Origin of the sequence: Pseudomonas putida, from assembly GCF_050989985.1 — a bacterium.
In the GTDB taxonomy this organism is placed as follows: domain Bacteria; phylum Pseudomonadota; class Gammaproteobacteria; order Pseudomonadales; family Pseudomonadaceae; genus Aquipseudomonas; species Aquipseudomonas putida_AI.
The window spans coordinates 3031906-3052021 of the sequence record NZ_CP158815.1 but is presented as its reverse complement, the minus strand read 5'-3'; the positions used below and the strand labels follow the sequence as shown (position 1 = coordinate 3052021).

20 protein-coding genes are annotated in these 20116 nt (G+C 59.1%); 15 read left to right on the top strand and 5 right to left on the bottom strand.

Annotated features, from left to right (window positions below; genetic code table 11):
- Positions 1-381 precede the first annotated feature (381 nt).
- Positions 382-1968: an ABC-F family ATPase gene (locus ABTV29_RS14190; RefSeq protein WP_433771215.1), complete on the top strand. Its 1587-nt coding sequence runs from the start codon at positions 382-384 to the stop codon at positions 1966-1968.
- A 214-nt stretch (positions 1969-2182) separates the two neighbouring features.
- Positions 2183-3370: an MFS transporter gene (locus tag ABTV29_RS14185; protein ID WP_433771213.1), complete on the top strand. Its 1188-nt coding sequence runs from the start codon at positions 2183-2185 to the stop codon at positions 3368-3370.
- 27 nt (positions 3371-3397) lie between these two features.
- On the opposite strand, the gene ABTV29_RS14180 is transcribed toward ABTV29_RS14185, so the two are convergent.
- A complete protein-coding gene (locus tag ABTV29_RS14180; RefSeq protein ID WP_433771212.1) occupies positions 3398-4435 on the bottom strand; it encodes an alpha/beta hydrolase family protein in 1038 nt (345 codons plus the stop codon).
- Between the two features lie 178 nt (positions 4436-4613).
- On the bottom strand, positions 4614-5225 hold the full coding sequence (locus ABTV29_RS14175; RefSeq protein WP_433771210.1) for an FMN-dependent NADH-azoreductase: 612 nt from the start codon (positions 5223-5225) through the stop codon (positions 4614-4616).
- Between the two features lie 130 nt (positions 5226-5355).
- On the opposite strand from ABTV29_RS14175, the gene ABTV29_RS14170 reads away from it, so the two are divergent.
- Entirely contained in the window at positions 5356-6264 is a 909-nt protein-coding gene (locus ABTV29_RS14170; protein ID WP_433771208.1) for a LysR substrate-binding domain-containing protein, read from the top strand.
- Positions 6261-6620: an MmcQ/YjbR family DNA-binding protein gene (locus tag ABTV29_RS14165; RefSeq protein ID WP_433771206.1), complete on the top strand. Its 360-nt coding sequence runs from the start codon at positions 6261-6263 to the stop codon at positions 6618-6620. Before ABTV29_RS14170 ends, ABTV29_RS14165 begins: the two co-directional genes overlap by 4 nt.
- A gap of 109 nt (positions 6621-6729) precedes the next feature.
- Here the strand turns inward: ABTV29_RS14165 and ABTV29_RS14160 are convergent, their stop codons facing one another.
- Both ABTV29_RS14160 and ABTV29_RS14155 read right to left on the bottom strand, forming a co-directional pair.
- Positions 6730-7161, bottom strand: coding sequence for a DUF1294 domain-containing protein (locus ABTV29_RS14160; protein ID WP_433771204.1), 432 nt, complete (start codon positions 7159-7161; stop codon positions 6730-6732).
- Positions 7158-7988: an undecaprenyl-diphosphate phosphatase gene (locus ABTV29_RS14155; RefSeq protein WP_433771202.1), complete on the bottom strand. Its 831-nt coding sequence runs from the start codon at positions 7986-7988 to the stop codon at positions 7158-7160. Before ABTV29_RS14155 ends, ABTV29_RS14160 begins: the two co-directional genes overlap by 4 nt.
- Before the next feature lie 252 nt (positions 7989-8240).
- Here ABTV29_RS14155 and ABTV29_RS14150 point away from each other — a divergent pair, with 252 nt between their 5' ends.
- The 9 genes from ABTV29_RS14150 to ABTV29_RS14110 all read left to right on the top strand — a co-directional run bounded on the left by ABTV29_RS14150 (position 8241) and on the right by ABTV29_RS14110 (position 16410).
- A complete protein-coding gene (locus tag ABTV29_RS14150; RefSeq protein ID WP_433771200.1) occupies positions 8241-9875 on the top strand; it encodes a methyl-accepting chemotaxis protein in 1635 nt (544 codons plus the stop codon).
- A gap of 75 nt (positions 9876-9950) precedes the next feature.
- Positions 9951-10514, top strand: a complete 564-nt coding sequence (pnuC, locus tag ABTV29_RS14145) for a nicotinamide riboside transporter PnuC (protein ID WP_433771198.1) — start codon at positions 9951-9953, stop codon at positions 10512-10514.
- A complete protein-coding gene (locus ABTV29_RS14140) occupies positions 10511-11041 on the top strand; it encodes an AAA family ATPase (RefSeq protein ID WP_433771196.1) in 531 nt (176 codons plus the stop codon). Before pnuC ends, ABTV29_RS14140 begins: the two co-directional genes overlap by 4 nt.
- Before the next feature lie 351 nt (positions 11042-11392).
- Positions 11393-11827 (top strand): hypothetical protein, encoded by a 435-nt coding sequence (locus tag ABTV29_RS14135; protein ID WP_433771194.1) that lies wholly within the window; start codon positions 11393-11395, stop codon positions 11825-11827.
- A 1-nt stretch (position 11828) separates the two neighbouring features.
- Positions 11829-12407, top strand: a complete 579-nt coding sequence (locus ABTV29_RS14130; protein WP_433771192.1) for an adhesin — start codon at positions 11829-11831, stop codon at positions 12405-12407.
- A gap of 64 nt (positions 12408-12471) precedes the next feature.
- Positions 12472-13500, top strand: coding sequence for a heme utilization protein (locus ABTV29_RS14125; RefSeq protein WP_433771190.1), 1029 nt, complete (start codon positions 12472-12474; stop codon positions 13498-13500).
- Between the two features lie 63 nt (positions 13501-13563).
- Positions 13564-14244 (top strand): C39 family peptidase, encoded by a 681-nt coding sequence (locus tag ABTV29_RS14120; RefSeq protein ID WP_433771188.1) that lies wholly within the window; start codon positions 13564-13566, stop codon positions 14242-14244.
- Between the two features lie 26 nt (positions 14245-14270).
- A complete protein-coding gene (locus tag ABTV29_RS14115; protein ID WP_433771187.1) occupies positions 14271-15056 on the top strand; it encodes a hypothetical protein in 786 nt (261 codons plus the stop codon).
- Between the two features lie 46 nt (positions 15057-15102).
- Positions 15103-16410, top strand: a complete 1308-nt coding sequence (locus ABTV29_RS14110; RefSeq protein ID WP_433771185.1) for a hypothetical protein — start codon at positions 15103-15105, stop codon at positions 16408-16410.
- A gap of 165 nt (positions 16411-16575) precedes the next feature.
- On the opposite strand, the gene ABTV29_RS14105 is transcribed toward ABTV29_RS14110, so the two are convergent.
- The gene (locus ABTV29_RS14105; protein ID WP_433771183.1) at positions 16576-17901 is read right to left on the bottom strand and encodes a sigma 54-interacting transcriptional regulator; all 1326 of its coding nucleotides are present in this window, start codon (positions 17899-17901) and stop codon (positions 16576-16578) included.
- A 345-nt stretch (positions 17902-18246) separates the two neighbouring features.
- On the opposite strand from ABTV29_RS14105, the gene ABTV29_RS14100 reads away from it, so the two are divergent.
- Positions 18247-18513 (top strand): hypothetical protein, encoded by a 267-nt coding sequence (locus ABTV29_RS14100; RefSeq protein ID WP_433771181.1) that lies wholly within the window; start codon positions 18247-18249, stop codon positions 18511-18513.
- A 287-nt stretch (positions 18514-18800) separates the two neighbouring features.
- On the top strand, positions 18801-20090 hold the full coding sequence (locus ABTV29_RS14095; protein WP_433771180.1) for a hypothetical protein: 1290 nt from the start codon (positions 18801-18803) through the stop codon (positions 20088-20090).
- The last annotated feature ends 26 nt before the right edge of the window (positions 20091-20116 follow it).

The following is a 20116-nucleotide window of genomic DNA, read 5'->3' as shown; positions in this document are numbered from 1 at the left end:
ATTCGTCACACGTCAGAAGTGAACAAACTGCGCCCCCTGCCAGATTAGTGGCCAGGAGTCTTGTGCAGCGTCTGCAATCGGGTCTGGGCGCCCATCCTTGATCCGTGCCGAACATCGGCATCAGGTGATGGATGGCATTTTAGCCACAGTTTGTAACCAATAGTTAACCCACAACAGTGAAAATCTGTGCGCTGATGCTGCCAAAGCGCCTCTGCGGCCTCATTGCCCTATCGCTTGAACAGCCAGACCAGTACAATCGCCGCCAAACTTTGCGCCCCCCTTGGTTGATGACGGGAAATCCTGTCTTCAGCGCACTTCGACTCGGGCCAAGCGCGGTACCGCCGCACCCTGGCTACTCTGAATGCTTCGCAGGAAAAACCTTTGATTTCTACAGCTAACATCACCATGCAGTTCGGCGCCAAGCCGCTTTTCGAGAACGTTTCGGTCAAGTTCAACGGTGGCAACCGTTATGGTCTGATCGGCGCCAACGGTTGCGGCAAATCGACCTTCATGAAAATTCTCGGCGGTGACCTCGAGCCGTCCGGCGGCCAGGTCATGCTCGAACCGAACATTCGCCTGGGTAAATTGCGCCAGGACCAGTTCGCCTACGAAGAATTCACCGTGATCGACACCGTGATCATGGGTCACGAAGAGCTGTGGAAGGTCAAGGCCGAGCGCGATCGCATCTACTCGCTGCCGGAAATGAGCGAAGAAGACGGCATGGCCGTGGCCGAGCTGGAAACCGAATTCGCCGAAATGGACGGCTACACCGCCGAATCCCGTGCCGGTGAGCTGCTGCTGGGCCTGGGTATCCCGCTGGAACAGCACTTCGGCCCGATGACCGAAGTCGCGCCGGGCTGGAAACTGCGGGTCTTGCTGGCTCAGGCGCTGTTCTCCGATCCGGAAGTGCTGTTGCTCGACGAACCGACCAACCACCTGGACATCAACACCATTCGCTGGCTGGAAACCATTCTCACGGCGCGTAACAGCACCATGATTATCATTTCCCACGACCGTCACTTCCTCAACAGCGTCTGCACCCACATGGCCGACCTGGACTACGGCGAGCTGCGTCTGTTCCCGGGCAACTACGACGAGTACATGACCGCGGCGACCCAGTCCCGCGAGCAACTGCTGTCGGACAACGCCAAGAAAAAGGCCCAGATCGCCGAACTGCAGACCTTCGTCAGCCGCTTCTCGGCCAACGCCTCGAAAGCCAAGCAGGCCACTTCCCGCGCCAAGCAGATCGACAAGATCCAGCTGGCCGAAGTCAAGCCATCGAGCCGTGTCAGCCCGTTCATCCGCTTTGAACAAACCAAGAAGCTGCACCGCCAGGCCGTGACTCTCGACAAGATGTCCAAGGGCTTCGACGGCAAGACGCTGTTCAAGAACTTCAGCTTTACCGTCGAAGCCGGCGAGCGCGTGGCGATCATCGGCCCGAACGGTATCGGCAAGACCACCCTGCTGCGCACTCTCATGGGTGAGCTGACCCCGGACGCCGGTACCGTGAAGTGGACCGAAAGCGCGGAGCTGGGCTACTACGCCCAGGACCACGCCCACGACTTCGAAGACGACGTCAGCCTGTTCGACTGGATGGGCCAGTGGACCCAGGGCGAACAGATCATTCGCGGCACCCTGGGCCGGATGCTGTTCTCCAACGACGAGATCCTCAAGTCGGTGAAGGTGATTTCCGGTGGTGAGCAAGGCCGCATGCTGTTCGGCAAGCTGATCCTGCAAAAGCCGAACGTACTGGTGATGGACGAACCGACCAACCACCTGGACATGGAATCCATCGAAGCGCTGAACCTGGCGCTGGAGAACTACCCGGGCACGCTGATTTTTGTCAGCCACGACCGTGAGTTCGTATCGTCCCTGGCCACCCGCATCATCGAGCTGAGCCCCAATGGCGTGACCGACTTCAGCGGCACCTACGACGACTACCTGCGCAGTCAGGGTGTGGTGTTCTAAGGGCCGCTACAAGCCCGTAGGAGCGAGCTTGCTCGCGATGGGCGTCAACGATAACGCGTGCAACCTGAATGAACGCGTTGTCCGGACGTTTTTCGCGATCAAGCTCGCTCCTACATTAGTAGGGTGGCAATCGAAAGATAGTTAGCCTGCTTTCTTTTATCCCGCCGCCACGCCATCATGCAGCTCTCCCACCGCCGCCCGCGAACGAGTCCTCATGTCTGCGCAGCAACAGCCACCGCAAAGCTCCATGGCGATCACCCTGCAGATCGTCTCCATCGTCTTCTACACCTTCATCGCCTTCCTCTGCATCGGCTTGCCGATAGCGGTACTGCCTGGATACGTTCACGAGCAATTGGGGTTCAGCGCGGTCATCGCCGGGTTCACCATCGGCTCGCAATACCTGGCGACTCTGCTCAGCCGACCCATGGCCGGGCGAATGTCCGACAGCGTGGGCACCAAGCGCGCGATCGTTTATGGCTTGTCGGGCATTGTCCTGAGCGGCCTGCTGACGTTGCTGTCTACTCTTTTGCAGGACCTGCCGGTGCTGAGCCTGGTGATCCTGATCGCTGGACGCCTGTTGCTCGGTATCGCCCAGGGCCTGATCGGAGTCGGCACCATCAGTTGGTGCATGGGCCAGGTGGGCGCCGAGCACACGGCGCGTTCGATTTCCTGGAACGGGATTGCCTCCTACGGCGCAATTGCCATCGGTGCACCGCTGGGGGTGGTGATGGTCGCGCAGCTGGGGTTCGCCAGCCTCGGGATCGCCCTGTCGGTGCTCTCGGCACTGGCATTGCTATTGATCCGCAACAAACCCTCGGTGCCGGTAGTACGCGGTGAACGCCTGCCGTTCTGGGCGGTGTTCGGACGTATCGCACCATTTGGGGCGAGCCTGAGCCTGGCGTCCATCGGTTACGGCACCCTGACCACTTTCATTACGCTGTATTACCTCAATCGAGGCTGGACCGGCGCGGCGTACTGCCTGACCGTCTTCGGCGTGTGCTTCATCCTGGCGCGGCTGTTGTTCATTTCAAGCATCAGCCGCTTTGGCGGGTTCACCTCGGCCATTGCCTGCATGACCATCGAAACCGCGGGCCTGGCGCTGCTCTGGCTCGCACCCTCGACGGGCTACGCCCTGATCGGTGCCGGCCTGACCGGGTTCGGCCTGTCGCTGGTGTATCCGGCCCTCGGTGTCGAGGCGATCAAGCAGGTGCCCAACTCCAGCCGTGGCGCGGGGCTGAGCGCTTATGCGGTGTTTTTCGATCTGGCGCTGGCGATTGCCGGGCCATTGATGGGAGCGGTGGCGCTGAACCTGGGGTACTCGTGGATCTTCTTTATTGCGGCGTTGTTGTCGATCAGCGGGCTGGGGCTGACCTTGCTGCTCAGACACCGGGCGATGGCTTGAGGTTAAGCTTTTTGTAAGGGATGGCGCCTACTGATCCGCGGTCTGCATGCCGGCCCGCGACGCCTTGCCAAGGGTGCGCGAGAAGAAACGTCCGGCTTCGGTAATCAGGCTGCGGTGAATGTCCTCGCGGTCAACGCCATCGGCATCGGTGCAAAGTGCCGGCATGATGACGATCTGTTCGTCGTTGCACGGCGCCATGAACACGAAGTGCCCTGCCCCGGCCAGCAGCTTGAAGTCCGGCGCCACTGGCAGTTTGCGCGCCAGTGCGGCGGCGTTCTTGTCCAGCGCCACCAGTTTGTCGCCGTCACCGCTGTAAAGCAGCACCGGCACGTGCACGTCGGCCAGGGTGTGGCGACCGAACTTCAGGCTCAACGGCGCCATCAGCATCAGGGCATGAACGCGCGGGTCGGCCACCGGCTGCAAATCATCACGATCGACAATCAGTTCGCCCTGGGTGTTACAGGCATCGCGGTCGTCGGGGCGTTCCTGGCAGTAACGGCGCAGGCGGTCCAGGTCCGGCGTGGCACCCGACAGTATCAGCGCGGTCTCGCCACCGGCCGAATAACCGATGACCCCGACCTGCTCGGCATTGACGAATGGCGCGAGCATGCGGTCGCCCAGGGTCGCGGTGATGGCTTCGGAAATCTGGATGGGCCGGCCGTAAAGATTGCTCAAGGTACCGAGGCGGCTATGGTCCCTGGAGTTGTCCCCCGGATGAATCACGGCCACCACGACAAACCCCTTGCGCGCCAGGGACGTTGCCAGGTCATGCAGGGCCAGCGGGGTTCCGGTGTTGCCGTGGGACAGCATCAGCATGGGGAAGCGGCCCAAGGCAACTTTGGTGTCTTCACCGGCCTCGACGTTATAGCCCTCGAGCTTGCTGGTGTGCTCTTTTTCGCTGGAAGGATAGAAAGCGATGGCGCGCATCGGCTGCAGGTCGAGCGGATCGAGAAAACTCAACTCGTGATAACCGACGCTCCAGTGAGGATGCGGCGCAGGGGCGGCATGCACTGAATTCAGGCTGCTGAACAGGCAAATCAACAAGGTTGCACAAAGACGCATCATGGGATGCCCCATCTGTTACCGGATCGAAGACGTTTCCCCTCGACTGCATAACCCGGGCCACTATGTCAGCAAATGTGTAATGACTAGAAACAAAAAACTCTGCATCTGACACTTGCGTGATCAGAATACAGAGTTTTATCGAGGTTTGCCTGTGCCGTTCAACGGCTTTACGCAAGCCTTACGCGGCGGCGAACAACTGCTCGCTGATTTGCGTGTGAGCATCGCTCATGGCTTTGTTGCGCACTTCGTCACCGTAAGCCAGGCCGTGGGCACGGACGAACTCGATGTCGGTGATACCGATGAACCCGAACAGCACTTTCAGGTAATCCTCGTGTGCTACACCGGTCGCTTGACCTGCATGGATGCCGCCGGAAGTCGATACGATCACCACTTTCTTGCCGCCGCACAGGCCTTCAGGGCCGGCTTCGGTGTAGCGGAAGGTTTGACCGGCAACGGCGATGCGGTCGATCCAGGCTTTCAGCTGGGTCGGGATGGTGAAGTTGTACATCGGTGCTGCAATGACGACGGCATCGGCAGCCAGGAATTCGGCCAGGGTCTGCGCGCTCAGCTCGGCTTCGTGCTGTTGTGCGGCGTTGCGCAGTTCAGCGGTGGTGCCGGCGGCGACCAGGGTGGTCGAGGAAAAGTGGCTGATGGCGTCGGCGGCCAGGTCGCGGTAAGTCACCACGGCGCTAGGCTCGGCGGCTTGCCAGGCTTTTACGACTTCGCCGCTCAGCTGACGGGAAGCCGAGTTGTCACCAAGAATGCTCGAATCGATATGCAGCAGTTTCATGTGGGATCTCCAGGTGAGGATCGCCGCCAGGGCGACCTGATGGAAACAATCCTACAGAGCAAACCAATAGCTGATTAGACTGCAACAATGCGATAGTTTGTCTCACTGATAGAACAATCGAGTGTTTACGATGCAGGATCTTAACGACCTCTATTACTTTGCCAAGGTGGTCGAAGCCGGCGGCTTCGCGGCGGCCGGGCGTTTGTTGGGGATTCCCAAGTCGCGATTGTCGCGGCGGATTGCCGAGCTGGAAGAACGCCTGGGCGCGCGTTTGCTGCAGCGCACCACCCGCCAACTCAAGTTGACCGCCGTGGGCGAGCGTTATCTGCGCCACTGCCAGGCGATGCTGCTGGAAGCGGAAATGGCCGATGAAGCCGTGGCCAGTATGTCGAGCGAGCCCCGTGGACGACTGCGGGTATCCTCCCCCGTCGGCCTGGCTCACGAAATGCTGCCCGACGTGATCAGCCGCTTCCTGGAGAAATTCCCGCAAGTGCAACTGGAGGTGATGCTGGTCAATCGCCGTGTCGATCTGGTCACCGAGGGCGTCGACGTCGCCTTGCGCGTGCGCGAGCCGGGGGATGAAGACCCCTTGCTGGTGACCCGCCGCCTGCGTCAGGCGCAGATGCTCGTGGTGGCCAGCCCCGCGTTCCTTCACGGGCAAGTCATCAACCATCCGGACGACCTGAAAAGCCTGCCGGTACTGGGGGCGCTGGAGCCGGATCGCCTGGTGCACATTCGCCTGGTGGACCACCAGCGCAAGCACTACGACCTGGCCCTCGAAGCGCGCCTGGGCATTGACGATTTCATCGTCCGCAAGACCTGCGCCCTCGCCGGCCAGGGTTTCACCACCCTGCCGATGATGTATTGCGAAGAGGAACTGGCGAACGGCTCGTTGGTGCAATTGCTGCCCGAGTGGTCGCTGCCGGGTGGCTGGCTGCAGGCGGTTTACCCTCATCGACGCGGCGTGATGCCTGCCGTCAGGGCCTGGCTGGACCATTTGATCGAAACATTCAATGCCTGTGGGGATCGACTGATATGAAGTCTGGACGCATGAGCGAAGCGGATGTCGCGCAATTCTGCCTCGCCCTGCCGGGCGCACGGGAAGACTACAAGTGGGGTGGCGTGCGGGTGTTTTCGATTGCCGGAAACAAGATGTTCGCCCTGCAGAACCTGCGGGGCGATTCCCTGGCGTTCAAGGTCGACAAGGACCTGTTCCTGGGGCATTGCGATCGCCCCGGCATTCATCCCGCACCGTACCTGGCGCGGGCCCAGTGGATCATCATGCAGACGCCCTACCCGCTGGGTGCCGAGGAGCTGCAAGGGCTGTTGCAACGTTCCCATCAACTGGTGGTGAGCAAGTTGCCCAAGCGTACCCAGGTCGGTTTGCTGCTTTGATAAACGCGGTGCTCTGTAGGAGCGAGCTTGCTCGCGATGCATTCGAGAACACTGCGGGGTATCAGGCTTCCCGCGTTAGCGTTGATGTCCATCGCGAGTGAGCTCGCTCCTACAAAGGCAATGCCAACAGGTTCGCGCCCAAAAACAGCATGTCGATCCAGAAAACCTGATGCAGCAACACGATCATCCAGAACAACAGCTGAAACGACACCTTGCGTGTCTTGTGCCGGAACATCTGCTGGGCCAGCAACGCACCGGGCCAGCCACCGGCCAGCTCCACCGCGTGCAGTACGTTTTCCGGCGTACGCCAGCTGTCCGTCCGGGCCTTGCGCTTGTCGCTCCAATAAAGGAAGAACGCGAGCAGGCTGATGATGCCGTAGGCCGCCAGGGGAATCACCGAAACCCCTCGCAGCCAGAACGACGCCGAGCCGAACAGCGGCAGCGCGCACAGGATCGCGAATATCAGCCATTTCAGCCGAAGATTCTGGATGCCGCCCCCGGACTTGTGTCCCGGTCTGCTGCGCGTGCCGGTGTCACTCATGGCTTGGCCGCGGTCCAGTCAACCCAGCCAAATGCCCAGGTCGCCAGGATGAGCAGGCCGAAGGCGATACGGTACCAGGCGAACACCGCATAGCTGTGGCTGGCGATGAACTTGAGCAGGCCCTTGACGGCAATCATCGCGAAGATGAATGCAACGACGAAGCCGAGGGCAAACACCGGGAAGTCAGACGGCACGAACAGGCCACGGTACTTGTAGCCCGAGTAGACCGCCGCGCCCACCATGGTCGGCATGGCGAGGAAGAACGAGAACTCGGTGGCGGTCTTGCGCGACAGGCCGAACAACAGGCCGCCGATGATGGTCGCACCGGAGCGCGAGGTACCCGGAATCATCGCCAGGCACTGGGCGAAGCCCACCTTGAGCGCATCTTTCCAGCTGATCTCATCGACGGTTTCGGCATGCACTTCGTGCTGACGCTTTTCGGCCCACAACATGATGATGCCTCCCACGACCAGGGCAGCGGCCACCGTGATCGGGTTGAACAGGTAATGGTGGATCAGGTCGGCGAAAACCACCCCCAGCACCACCGCAGGCAGGAAGGCGATCAGCAGGTTGGCGGTGAAGCGTCTTGCGCTCGGCTGAGTCGGCAGGCCGATGACCACGTCGAAAATCTTGCGGCGAAACTCCCAGACCACCGCCAGGATCGCCCCGAGCTGGATGATGATGTTGAACGCCATGGCGCGCTCACCACCGAAATCAAGCAGGTCGGCCACGATAATCTGGTGCCCGGTACTGGAAATGGGCAAAAACTCTGTCAGTCCCTCTACAACCCCAAGAATCAACGCCTGAAAGGCAGTCCAAAGATCCATCAATCCCCCAAAGGCCATGCATTGGCGCATGCCCCGTCAATATTTTTCAAATCGTTCGGCGCAGTACAAAACCCGCGCGCACAAGATACCCGCAGCGCTGCGAAAACTCCGTGAAATATCCGTTTGAACTCAGGTTTTTCCGCGCGGGGCCGAAATGCTATCAGACGAGCCTGAAAAGCGCTGACGCGTTTCGGGCCTGGCAGGATGCTGGCGATCAAATACTACAAAAACAAGAAACCGGAGCACCGCGTTATGAATAGCTTGCGCAATATGTCGATCAGCCGGCGTTTGTCGCTCATCCTGATCGTGGCCGTCACGATGCTCCTGGCCCTGGGAGTCATCATGCTCAAGCAGATTCATGAGGATCTGTATCAGGCAAAGGCGCAGAAAACCCAGCATGTGGTGCAAACCGCCAGTGGCATCCTCACCTACTACCATGAGCTGGAAAGCGCCGGCACCCTCACCCGCGAGGCCGCACAGAAACAGGCGTTGAGCGCCGTTCGCGGCTTGCGATATGACCAGAACGATTACTTCTGGATCAATGATCTGACACCGGTGATGCTCATGCACCCGGCCAACCCGAAACTCGATGGCCAGAACCTGTCGGCGATTCGCGATCCGGATGGTTTTGCGGTGTTCAACGAAATGGTTGCCATCGCCAAGGCCAAGGGTGCCGGCCTGGTCAATTATCGCTGGCCGAAACCGGGTGCCAGCGAGCCGGTGGAAAAGACCTCTTACGTCAAGTTGTTCGAGCCCTGGGGCTGGGTGATCGGTTCGGGCGTGTACATCGATGACATGCAAGCCGAGTTCTATGGCCAAGTCTGGAAGGCTTCATCCATTGGCCTGGGGATTGCCGTGGTCATGGTGCTGCTGGTGTTCATGATTGCCCGCAGTATCGCACAACCCCTGCGCGAAACCGTGAACGCCATGGCCAGCATCGCCAGTGGCGAAAGCGACCTGACCCGAAGCCTCGATACCTCCGGCAAGGACGAAATCACCCAACTGGCACACCACTTCAATGCGTTCACCGCCAAGCTGCGCGGGGTCATCGGTCAGTTGCAAGCGTCCGCGACCGCACTGGGCCAGTCTTCCAGCGAACTGGGCAACGATGCTACCCAGGCCCAGCAACGCAGCCAGCAGCAGTCGCAACAGATGGAACTGGTGGCTACCGCGATGAATGAAGTGACCTATGGCGTACAGGATGTGGCGAAAAACGCCGAACAGGCCGCCAGCGAAATGCGCGATGCCGAAGCGCAGGCGCAACAAGGCCAGGTCAATATCGATGGCAGCCTGCAACAGATCGATACGCTGTCCTCCACCATCGATCAGGCTGTGGAAGTGATTCGTACGCTGGCTGCCGAAAGCACCCAGATCGGCAGCGTGCTGGAAGTGATTCGCTCCATCGCCGAACAAACCAACCTGCTGGCGCTCAATGCCGCCATTGAGGCGGCCCGGGCCGGTGAGCAAGGTCGCGGTTTTGCGGTGGTGGCTGACGAGGTGCGCCTGCTGGCCCAGCGTACCCAGAAGTCCACGGCGGAAATCCAGTCGATGATCGAACGCCTGCAAAATCATTCCGAAGCGGCGGTCAAAGTGATCGGCGAAAGCAGCCGGGCTTCGCAGCTCACGATTGAACAGGCTGGCCTGGCGGGCAGCAGCCTGAATGCCATCAGCCAGGCATTGCGCAACCTCACCGGGCTCAATGCATCGATTGCCAGCGCGACGCTGCAGCAGGCGCATGTGGTCGAGGACATCAACCAGAACGTCACGCAGGCGGCCGGACTGTCCCATAACACTGCGCTGGCGGCAGAACAATCGAGCGTGGCCAGTGTGCGCCTCAAGGATTTGAGCGAGCAACTGAACGGGTTGCTTCGCCAGTTCCGCACTTGATTCGACGCCATCCCGTCACTTGAAGAACAGGGCGCGGTACAATCCGCGCCCTCTTCTTTTCCCCCAAGGAACCTCATGTCCGGGCTTGAACTGTTCGCCGCCACCCTCGGCGTCATTGCCGTCTGGTTGACGGTCAAACAGAACCCCTGGTGCTGGCCGATCGGCCTGGTCATGGTGCTGATCTACAGCTGGATCTTCTTCGAGGTGAAGCTGTATTCAGACATGCTCCTGCAAGTGGTTTATGCCGCGCTGCAAATCTATGGCTGGTGGCAATGGACGCGCGCGGGCGACGCAAGGCATGGACGCGAAGTCAGCCGGCTTGAAGGCGCAACCGTGCTCTACGGGCTGGTGATCGGGGCGCTTGGCAGCCTGTTGCTCGGCGCCGCCATGGCCCATTGGACCGATGCGGCCCAACCCTGGCTGGATGCGGCACTCACCGGTTTCAGCCTGGTGGCGCAGGTGTGGATGGCGCAAAAGCGTGTTCAGTGCTGGCCATTGTGGATCGTCGTAGATGTGATTTTCGTCGGGCTGTTCATCTATAAAGAGCTGTACCTGACAGCCGCGCTCTACGGCTTGTTCCTGATGCTGGCGGTGCAAGGCTGGCGTGAATGGCGCGCGGTACCGGCGCTGCGCACATGAAAGTACTGGTGCTCACGGGACCTGAGTCCAGCGGCAAGAGCTGGTTGTCGGCCGAGTTGCAAAAGCATTTCGGTGGGGTCGTGGTCGGCGAATACGTGCGCTGGTTCATCGAGCACCACCGGCGCGACACTTGCCTGGCCGATATCCCGGACATCGCCCTGGGCCAGTTGCGCTGGGAGGACGAGGCCCGGGCCCGGCAACCAGCCTTGCTGATCCTCGATACCCACCTGTTGAGCAACATGCTCTGGAGCCGGACGCTGTTTGGCGACTGTCCGGCCTGGATCGAGCAGCAATTGCTGGCTCGGCGCTACGACCTGCACCTGCTGCTGTCACCGGAAAATGTCGACTGGACGGATGATGGCCAGCGTTGCCAACCGGAGCTGGGCGAGCGCCAGCATTTTTTCGACAACACTTTCGCCTGGCTCGAACTTCACCAGCAGCGGGTGGAAATTCTGCGAGGCGACTGGGCGGATCGCCAGGCCCAAGCCTTCGGGACGGTGTCGAGGCTGCTCGCCGCCCAATCCTGATACTGGGGCAATTTACCCGCCGTTTTCCCCTTTTTTGGGGGCAAAGTGTCCGCTCCTGTAACACCTCCCCCAGCGCAAAGGGCGTGCTTGAGCACTTGCGCCCCGTTGCCGCCTGCATTGTTAAGCCTCTGATACACCTCCGCGCAAACCCCCGTTCCAGAGCATCGCGAGCGATTTAGAGGGCTTGCGGCACCCTGCGTTGTCTCAACGTTGAAACAGATCGAATCCCATGCTCCCGGACAAAATCTGCAAGCCATTGAAATACCTGTAATTTCTAAAACCGGCACAGCTTTCGCTCTCTCCTTCACAACGCTGACTAGGGCCAGCCCACAAAAAGAAGGAATTGCTGCCGTGGGGATATTCAATAAAGGCTTGACCTGCCTCCTGCTGATAGGAAGTGCCACTACCTCGGTGCTCAGTTTGAATGTTCAAGCCGAAGGTAATGGCGTCATCGTGCTGCAACGTGACGTTCAACCGATTCCGATTGGCCGTACCGGGGGCAAGGATCCCTACCCGACCACTGTCAACGCCAACCCTTCAGCTCGCGTTACCGGCGAATTGAGCGATGCCGACATTGCCGGCGTCACCAGCGGCACATCGCTTCGTGGCGTCAACGGCCAGAGCCTGAACGGCATGCAAGGCCTCAACGTCGTCACCAACCCCAACGGCATGCCAGGCATGAGTGCCGGTCACGGCGGCGGTAGCGGCGGCGCAATTTCCGGAACCATCAACCGTGCCATGAGCACCGGCCTTTCTCCGCTGACCAGAATGGCTGGAGGTCAATGACATGAATCGTTCCATTCTTTTTCTCGCCCTGCTCGCCTGCACCAGCGTCATGGCCGATTCGAACGTAAGAACGATCAACAAAGCAGACATCCAGGATTCCGGCGTTCAGTACAAAGGCAACTTCAACGTCAACGAGGCCGCCGGCGATCAGCAACAACAGACCAACGTCCGCGCAATCGCCATTGGCACCGAAGCCGGGGCGACCACCAGCATCACCCAGAAAATCACCACGCCCGCCAATCCGTCGATGAACGCGACGGCCACCATCGGCGGCACCTCTTTCAGTAATGGCAACGGTGTACTGGGCGTCAACCAGGGCGCCGGGGCCAACAACCAGATGGCCAACGCCATGCGTATCAGCATCAGTGCTGGACCGCAGGCCGTTGACGATAGCGCCCTTTCTCAACAGAACGTGGCGTTGCTACCAAGCTCAGGAGCAACTGGCACCCCAACCGGCAGTCGCCAGGTCGTGACAAGCGACCAGGCCTTCACCGGCAGCCGAGGGGTAATCCAGGTGAACCAGAGTGCAGGGGTGGGGAACCGAATGGCTAACACCCTGAGCATCCGGGTCGCTGACTGACCCAAAACGCAGTGCGATTAGAAAGTACCAACACTTAACCAACTAATAAGCACGGAGAAACACCATGAAACCTTCAATGGCCTTAAAACCACTGGTTTTCGCTCTCGCAGCAGTGATGGCAATCGCAGCACAAGCAGGCGGTCGTGATGATGATCACGGTCATGGAAACGGTCACGGCAACGGGCATGGCAACAACCACCAGCCTAAGCACCCAACCTTTGAAGAAATTCTGTCCATTACCGCAGGCGCTGGGGCCGCCGTGCTGGATGAACAGAACAGCACCGAAAACGACGTACTGAACCAAGGCACCAAAAACGAAGCCAAAGTCGAAAACTCGGCCAATGGCGGCAACGGCAACCTTGGCATGAACAACGCCGCTGGCGATGGCAACCAACAAGACAACGCCGCCGCTCTGGCCACTGCTGACGAAAGCTTCATCTTCGGTTCCGCAGTCGCTGTATCCAGCGCTACTCAAAACAACACCGGCAACACCGTTTACAACTACTCCAGCACCGCCAATGCAAGCATGAGCAACGTCGGTAATGGCGGTTCCGGCAACATTGGTGTGAACAACACTGCCGGCGACTTCAACCAACAGAAAAACAACCTGGCAATTGCCGTGTCGGGTGGCCGTGTAGCAGGCGCTGCAGCTTCGGCTAACCAAACCTCTTCCGGCCTGTCTGTGAGCAACTATGGCACGGAAGTCATGAAAAAAGACGAGCTGAAAGGGACCTTCAAGGCTGATGGCAAGTTCTACGCCAAAGGCACCGGCACCGTCGAAGATAAAGATCACGGTCACGGCGGCTACGGTGGCGGCTATGGCGATGACGATCGGGGCCATGGCGGTAACGGCGGCCACAACAAGGATGACAAATTCAAGTTCCAAGCCATGGGTACCTTCGATCTGGCTGGCCAATACACTCAACAAGTGCTGACTCCAGACGGCTGGAAAAACCCTGTAACCAACACTGCTACAATGAGCAACGTTGGCAACAACTTCAACGGCAACGCTGGCTTCAACAACTCTGCTGGTGTAGGCAATCAACAAAGCAACTCGCTGTCCATCGCTGCTGGCTGCAAAGCCTGCCAGTAATCGCGATAGTAGGGAAAGCCCCGGCAACGGGGCTTTTTTCCACAGTCCCAAGGCGTATCGACCATGCGTAAGACTGCTCTCGTTGCCCTGCTCTGCCTGTCTGGCCTGACTCAGGCCGCACAGATGCCGGTTGCCGCCCTGCCAGGCGGCGTGCTGGTCTACAAGCAGGTGCAGAGTTTGCGTGAGCGCAAGTTTGCCGACATCGTCGAACAAAAAACCGATTTCAGCTGCGGCGCCGCCGCACTGGCAACGGTACTGCGCCAAGCCTATTGGCTCGACGTCGATGAGGAGCACATCATCAAAGGCATGCTGGTCAACGCTGACCAGGACCTTGTTCGTACTCAAGGTTTCTCCATGCTGGACATGAAGCGCTACGTAGAAAGCATCGGCATGCGTGCCCGGGGCTACAAGATCCCGCCCGAAAAGCTCGACGCAGTAACGATTCCGGTGGTGGTACTGGTGGATATTCGCGGCTACAAGCACTTCGTCGTGATGCAGCGTGCCGACAAGAACTGGGTCTACATCGGCGACCCGGTACTCGGCCACAAGCGCTACTCCCACGATGACTTTGTCAAAGGCTGGAATGGCATCGTCTTCGCTATCGTAGGTCCCGGTTATGACAAGACCAATGCACTACGCAGTCCCCCGGAACCTCTGACGGCCAAGAACAAGCTGGATAATTTCAACCCGGTCAAAGACGCAGAATTGATGGATTTTGGTTTCATACAGAGCGACTTCTTTTAATCGCCTACAAGATGATAGGGGGCAGGATGCTCCGGGAGCAGCAGATGAAAACCTCTTATTGGCTGGCCGCTGCCTGTCTGGTGGCGAGCACCACAGGTTTTGCCAACGGATTTAAACCCATCGAAATCAAGGACCAGGAGCTGGCCGAGCTGCGTGGTCGTTATGTGATGCCGGGGCGGATTATCAGCTTCGGTGTAGTGATGAGCAGTACCTGGCGCAACGCCAGTGGCGACATGATCGGTGCATCGACTTCGATGCAACTTCAGGCCGCGACGGTAAAACCCCAATTCTATGTCTCCACCTATTCGCAAAGCGGTCACAGCGGTAGCGGCGACAGCGGCAGTTCACACGATTCAGGAACCGGAACCGGAAGCGTGACAGGCGGCGCCGGCCTCACCGTGACCCAGGGCATCACTCAGGTCACCCGTGCCGCAGGCGACGGCAACACCTCGAACAACAACATCAGCATCGACGTCAAGGAAGCCAATACGGCTCCGGCGCTGGTGCCAAGCCAGGGCCAGGCACTGATGGCCGGGCAGACCATTACCGGCAGCAATGCTGCAGGCAACGTCGCAGTTTCCGCAACGGGCGGCGGTGTACAAATGGCCATTACGGCCAACAACAATCAGGGTTCTGCCATACAACAAGTCGCCCAGGGCGGATTGCTGCAAAACACCCGGTTACTGGGTAACAGCAATATGGTCAGCAACCTCACTCAGCTCAACGTTGTACTCAATAATAATGGCCCGAGTGCTGGCGCATTGGACTGCAACCTCAATCAACTCAACGCACTTCGCACCCTAGGATATTGAACTACGCTGAGTCTCGACCATTGGGCATTTAGGGACGGCTTGATTCATGTATCGATCAGTACCACTGCGCGCAGTTGTATGTTTGAGCGCTCTGCTCCCGGCGATGATGGTGCAGGCAGCACCGGATGCGGAGGTGGAGCTACTGAAACAGGAACTTCAGGAGTTGAAACAACGATACGAAGCACAGCAAAAAGCCCTGGCGGTCCTCGAACAACGGGTCCGCCAGGTAGAAGACCAACCCGCATCTCCTCCCCCCAAACGCCTGGCCAAGTCGCCAGCAGACATGAAAGGCAATTCGCAAGTCGCAACAGGAACCGGGGCCGCAGCCGCATCAGGAGGCGCCGCCGGGGGCAGTGGCAGTTCCTACGGTCAATCACTGGCGGACGACTCGCAACCGGCGCAAAGCGTCTCCAATTTGTATGACGAGGCCAGCGGGTTCTTCGGGGGCGGCAAGTTCAGCTTCGAAACCGGGATAACCTACTCGCGTTACGATACGCGCCAGCTGATCCTCAACGGTTTCCTCGCGCTGGACTCGATCTTCCTGGGCAACATCAATCTGGACCGGATCAAGGCCGACACCTGGACGCTTGACCTGACCGGCCGCTACAACTTCGACAATCGCTGGCAGTTCGACCTGAACGTGCCGGTGATTTACCGGGAATCCACCTACCAGTCCGGTGGCGGCAACGGTGGCGCCTCAAACGTCACGACCGAAGACACGGTCACCCGCGATCCGACTATCGGCGACGTCAACTTCGGTATCGCCTACAAATTCCTGGACGAATCGGTCAACACCCCCGATGCCGTCGTGACATTGCGCGTCAAGGCACCTACCGGCAAGGACCCGTTCGGTATCAAGCTGCGCCAGACGGATGCGAACTCCAACCTCTTCGTGCCCGACACTCTGCCGACCGGCAACGGCGTATGGTCGGTCACGCCAGGTATCTCGCTGGTCAAGACGTTTGACCCGGCGGTGCTGTTCGGTAGCTTCTCTTACACCCACAACTTCGAGGAATCCTTCGACGACATCAGCTCCACAGTCAATGTAAACACCCCGGGCAAGGTGCGCATTGGCGACAGCTTCCAGCTCGGTGCCGGTATCGCGTTCGCCCTGAACGAAAAGATGAGCATGTCGTTCTCGGTGTCTGATGTTGTGCAACGCAAGAGCAAAATCAAACAGGATGGCGGGGATTGGGAATCGGTGGTGTCCAGCGACGCCAACGCCGGTTACTTCAACATCGGCATGACCATTGCGGCCACCGATAACCTGACCATTGTTCCCAACCTGTCCATCGGCATGACCGATGATGCACCGGACTTCCAGTTCAGCCTGAAATTCCCGTACTACTTCTGACCTGGAGCAAAAAGCCCCGCTGCGAATTGATCGTGGCGGGGCTTTTTTTGCCCCTGTAGGAGCGAGCTTGCTCGCGATGGAGGTCAACGATAACGCTGGGTGCCTGACACCCCGCGGCGCCTGGGTCTTCATCGCGAGCAAGCTCGCTCTTACAGAAAATGTGCGTCAGCGAATCTGATGTTTGTGCAGCAACCGGTAGAAGGTCGGCCGGGATACGCCCAGGACCTTGGCGGCAACACTCAGGTTGTCGCTGTGGCGATTCAATACATCGCACAGCGCCTGACGCTCGGCCCGGGTCTTGTAGTCTTCAAGCGTGCCCATGGGGGTGGCGATGGTTTGCTGGCTGATCAGCCCCAGGTCCCGTGCTTCGATCTGTCGACCTTCGGCGAGCACCAGGCCCCGGCGCACGCGGTTGGCCAGTTCGCGCACATTGCCAGGCCAGTCATGTTTACCCATGGCAATCAACGCGTCCTCGCTGAAGCTGCGTGGACGACGGCCGGTTTCGTGGCTGTAGAAGTGGGAGAAGTGATTGGCCAGCATCGACAGATCGCCATGGCGCTCACGCAGCGGCGCTGTCACCACTTGCAGCACGTTGAGGCGGTAATACAAATCTTCGCGAAAGCGCTTCTTCTCGATCGCGGCCTCGAGATCGACGTGAGTAGCCGCCAGCACGCGCACATCCACCGGAATCGGCTGACTGCCCCCCACCCGCTCGATGTGTTTTTCCTGGAGGAATCGCAACAGATTGGCCTGCAACTCCAACGGCAGGTCACCGATTTCGTCGAGGAACAACGTGCCGCCATTGGCTGCTTCGATGCGCCCAACCTTGCGTTGGTGGGCGCCGGTGAAGGCTCCCTTCTCGTGACCGAACAGTTCGGACTGGATCAAATGCTCGGGAATCGCCCCGCAGTTGATCGCGACAAAGGGTTTACTGTGCCGCTGGGACTGTCGGTGCAGCGTGCGTGCGACCAGCTCCTTGCCGGTGCCGCTTTCACCGCGAATCAGCACGGGTGATTCGGTGGGCGCCAGCTTGCTCAGCAGCTTGCGCAGCTCACGTATCGGCTTGCTGTCGCCGAGCAACTCGTGCTCGGGCTGATCAATATGGACCGTGCCCTGCCCGCGCAGGCGTGCCATGCCGAACGCCCGGCCCAGTGTGACCTGAACCCGGGAAACATCGAACGGCAGGGTATGGAAGTCGAAAAACCACTCACAGACAAAATCGCCGACATTCTGCAATCGCAGGACTTCCTGATTGAGAACGGCGATCCACTCGGTACCGCTGCGACTGATCAATTCCTTGACTGCATCCGGACGCTCCAGATGAAAGGGTTGCAAACGCAACAGGCCCACGTCACAGGTGCGATCGGCGGCGTTTTCCAGCGAGCAGCTGTCGACATCCCAACCCACGGAGCGTAATCCCGGCAACAGACGATGGCAGTCGTCGCAGGGGTCAACCACTAATAGACGTCTCAAGGCAGGCGCTTCGTTCATGACTGTTCCTTGGCGCCAAATTCTAGGAAATATTATTAAAAACAGTCATTTGGCGGACCCGACTGTAACGTTAGCAAGAATTTGACAGCCCCTTGTAACGTTTGACTATAGAGCTGAAGAGCAAATAGTTATAAGAGCCTGTTTTATTAGTTACCTACCGATCCCGAAACCTTTCATTCAGCTTTCAATACGTCCACTTTTGATATGCCCATGAAAGAAAGTTGAAATTTCTTTTCTTTATGTGTGACCCGGACCTCGGTTGCGGGCATCAGTACAAGTAACCAGCCGAACGGTAAGCCCAACTGTCGGCACATCACTTGATTGGGCCTATTGAGAGAACATCCTATGAACGCCCCGCTCCGTATCAACGAAGCTCTTTTGATTGCCGACCGTGCATTTAAACCTTTCCAGTGCGTGGCCTGGGCGCCACAGGACGGCAACGGCGAACTCAGCCTGACCGTCATCGACCGTACTAACAACAGTATAGGTCGCAAGCAGATCCCGAGCAGTGCCTACACCGACCCGGAACAACTCGAACGCCTGCTTCAACAGGCCCGCGAAGAACTGAGCCAGGAAGGCTACAAACTGCAATCGTGGTCGATGCCACATTGATCGTTTTTGCGGATTACCCCGGGGTAATCCGCGCCCACCCTCCTGTCGTTAGTTGTTTTGTTTTTCTTGGACAATTGAACTTGCGATGTATCGTTATTTGAACTTTCGCGCACCTGAATCCTTTGCAGGCTTGCCATTGGTTCGAAAAGACACTGTTGTGGCACACAACGACCCTCCACCTGTTAGTTCTGTCAGTTGTGCATTTAAGCTTTCAGAGCTTGAATATTCTCCTTATAAGGTCGCCCCCCAAATTCTTGGATAGAGACGACTCGCAAGGAGATGCGTGCATGGCAATCCAGTCCGTTCAAGCCCTCCAGCCGACACTCGATAACGCCGGCCATCTCGACACCTCTTTCGCCAACCACGGTAAAACCCAGGTGTACTTCGCCGGCAGCATTTCCAGCATGGCCAACGGCGTCGCCATCGATGCACACGGGCGTTTGCTGGTAGCGGCCAAGGTCGGGATGCCTGATGGCAGCCGCTTCGGCCTGGCGCGCCTGCTGGAGGATGGTTCGGCGGATCTGGCCTTCGGCGTTCAAGGCAGCGTTATCGGACAATTCGAACCTGGCTTCGAAGCCATGGCCGGCAAGGTTCACGCCTTGCCTGACGGCAACATCCTGCTGATTGGCCTGCACTACGAAAATGCCCACCGCACCCTCCCCGCCGTGGCGTTGTTCGACGCGCAAGGGCGGCCGGTGCGGGGATTTGGCGACAATGGGCGCTGCGTCGTGCGCCTGCCGGGCAATTTGTCCCATGGTGTACGCGACACCTGGCTGCCACCCAGCGTACCCGGTGCCGAAGCCTGCGATGCCGGGGTCCAGGAGGACGGCCGCATCGTGCTGGTGGCCAATCATCATTTCGAGCTGGCCGATCATGCCGGCATGCTCATTCGGCTAAACACCGACGGCACCCTGGACAGCTCGTTCAATGGCCGCGGATTCGTGGTGGTCAGGCATCTGTTGATGAACACCTGGCTCAACAGCCTGCGGGTACAACAGGACGGCCGGATTGTGGTGGGAGGCTCGATCAACTTCCCCGAAGAGGGCCTGCTGGCGCGTTATAACGCCGATGGCAGCCTCGATGAACGTTTTGCCCTGGATGGTTTCATGACGTTCAAGGCCGATGGGCACGGTGCCCAAGTCAGCCAGATCATCCAGCACGGCAATGGTGATCTGCAGTGCTTTGGCAGCAGTCGTGATCCCATGCGCGGCCTCTCCCTGAAAATTCATATCAATGGCCGACCCGACATGCACTGCAACGATGGCCTGCCGCATTTGCTGGAAGTCGGCCGCAATGGCTGCCAGTGGACCGCCGCAGAGGCTCAGCCGGATGGCACCGTGGTTACGGCGGGCGCAACCATTGGCGGCATCGAAGCGGACTTCATGCTGGGTCGCTACTTGCCTGACGGACAACTCGATTGCAACTTTGGTGACGGCACCGGATGGATTCGCACCCGACTCGGGCGCAGTCTCGATACCGCCACTTCTCTGGCCGTTCAGACGGACGGTAATATCGTTGTAGGGGGTTACTCACTGGACGGTAACTATCATGCGATTGTCGCCCGTTATCTGGGCTGACTGCTTGTCTTGATCTTCTGTTTCGC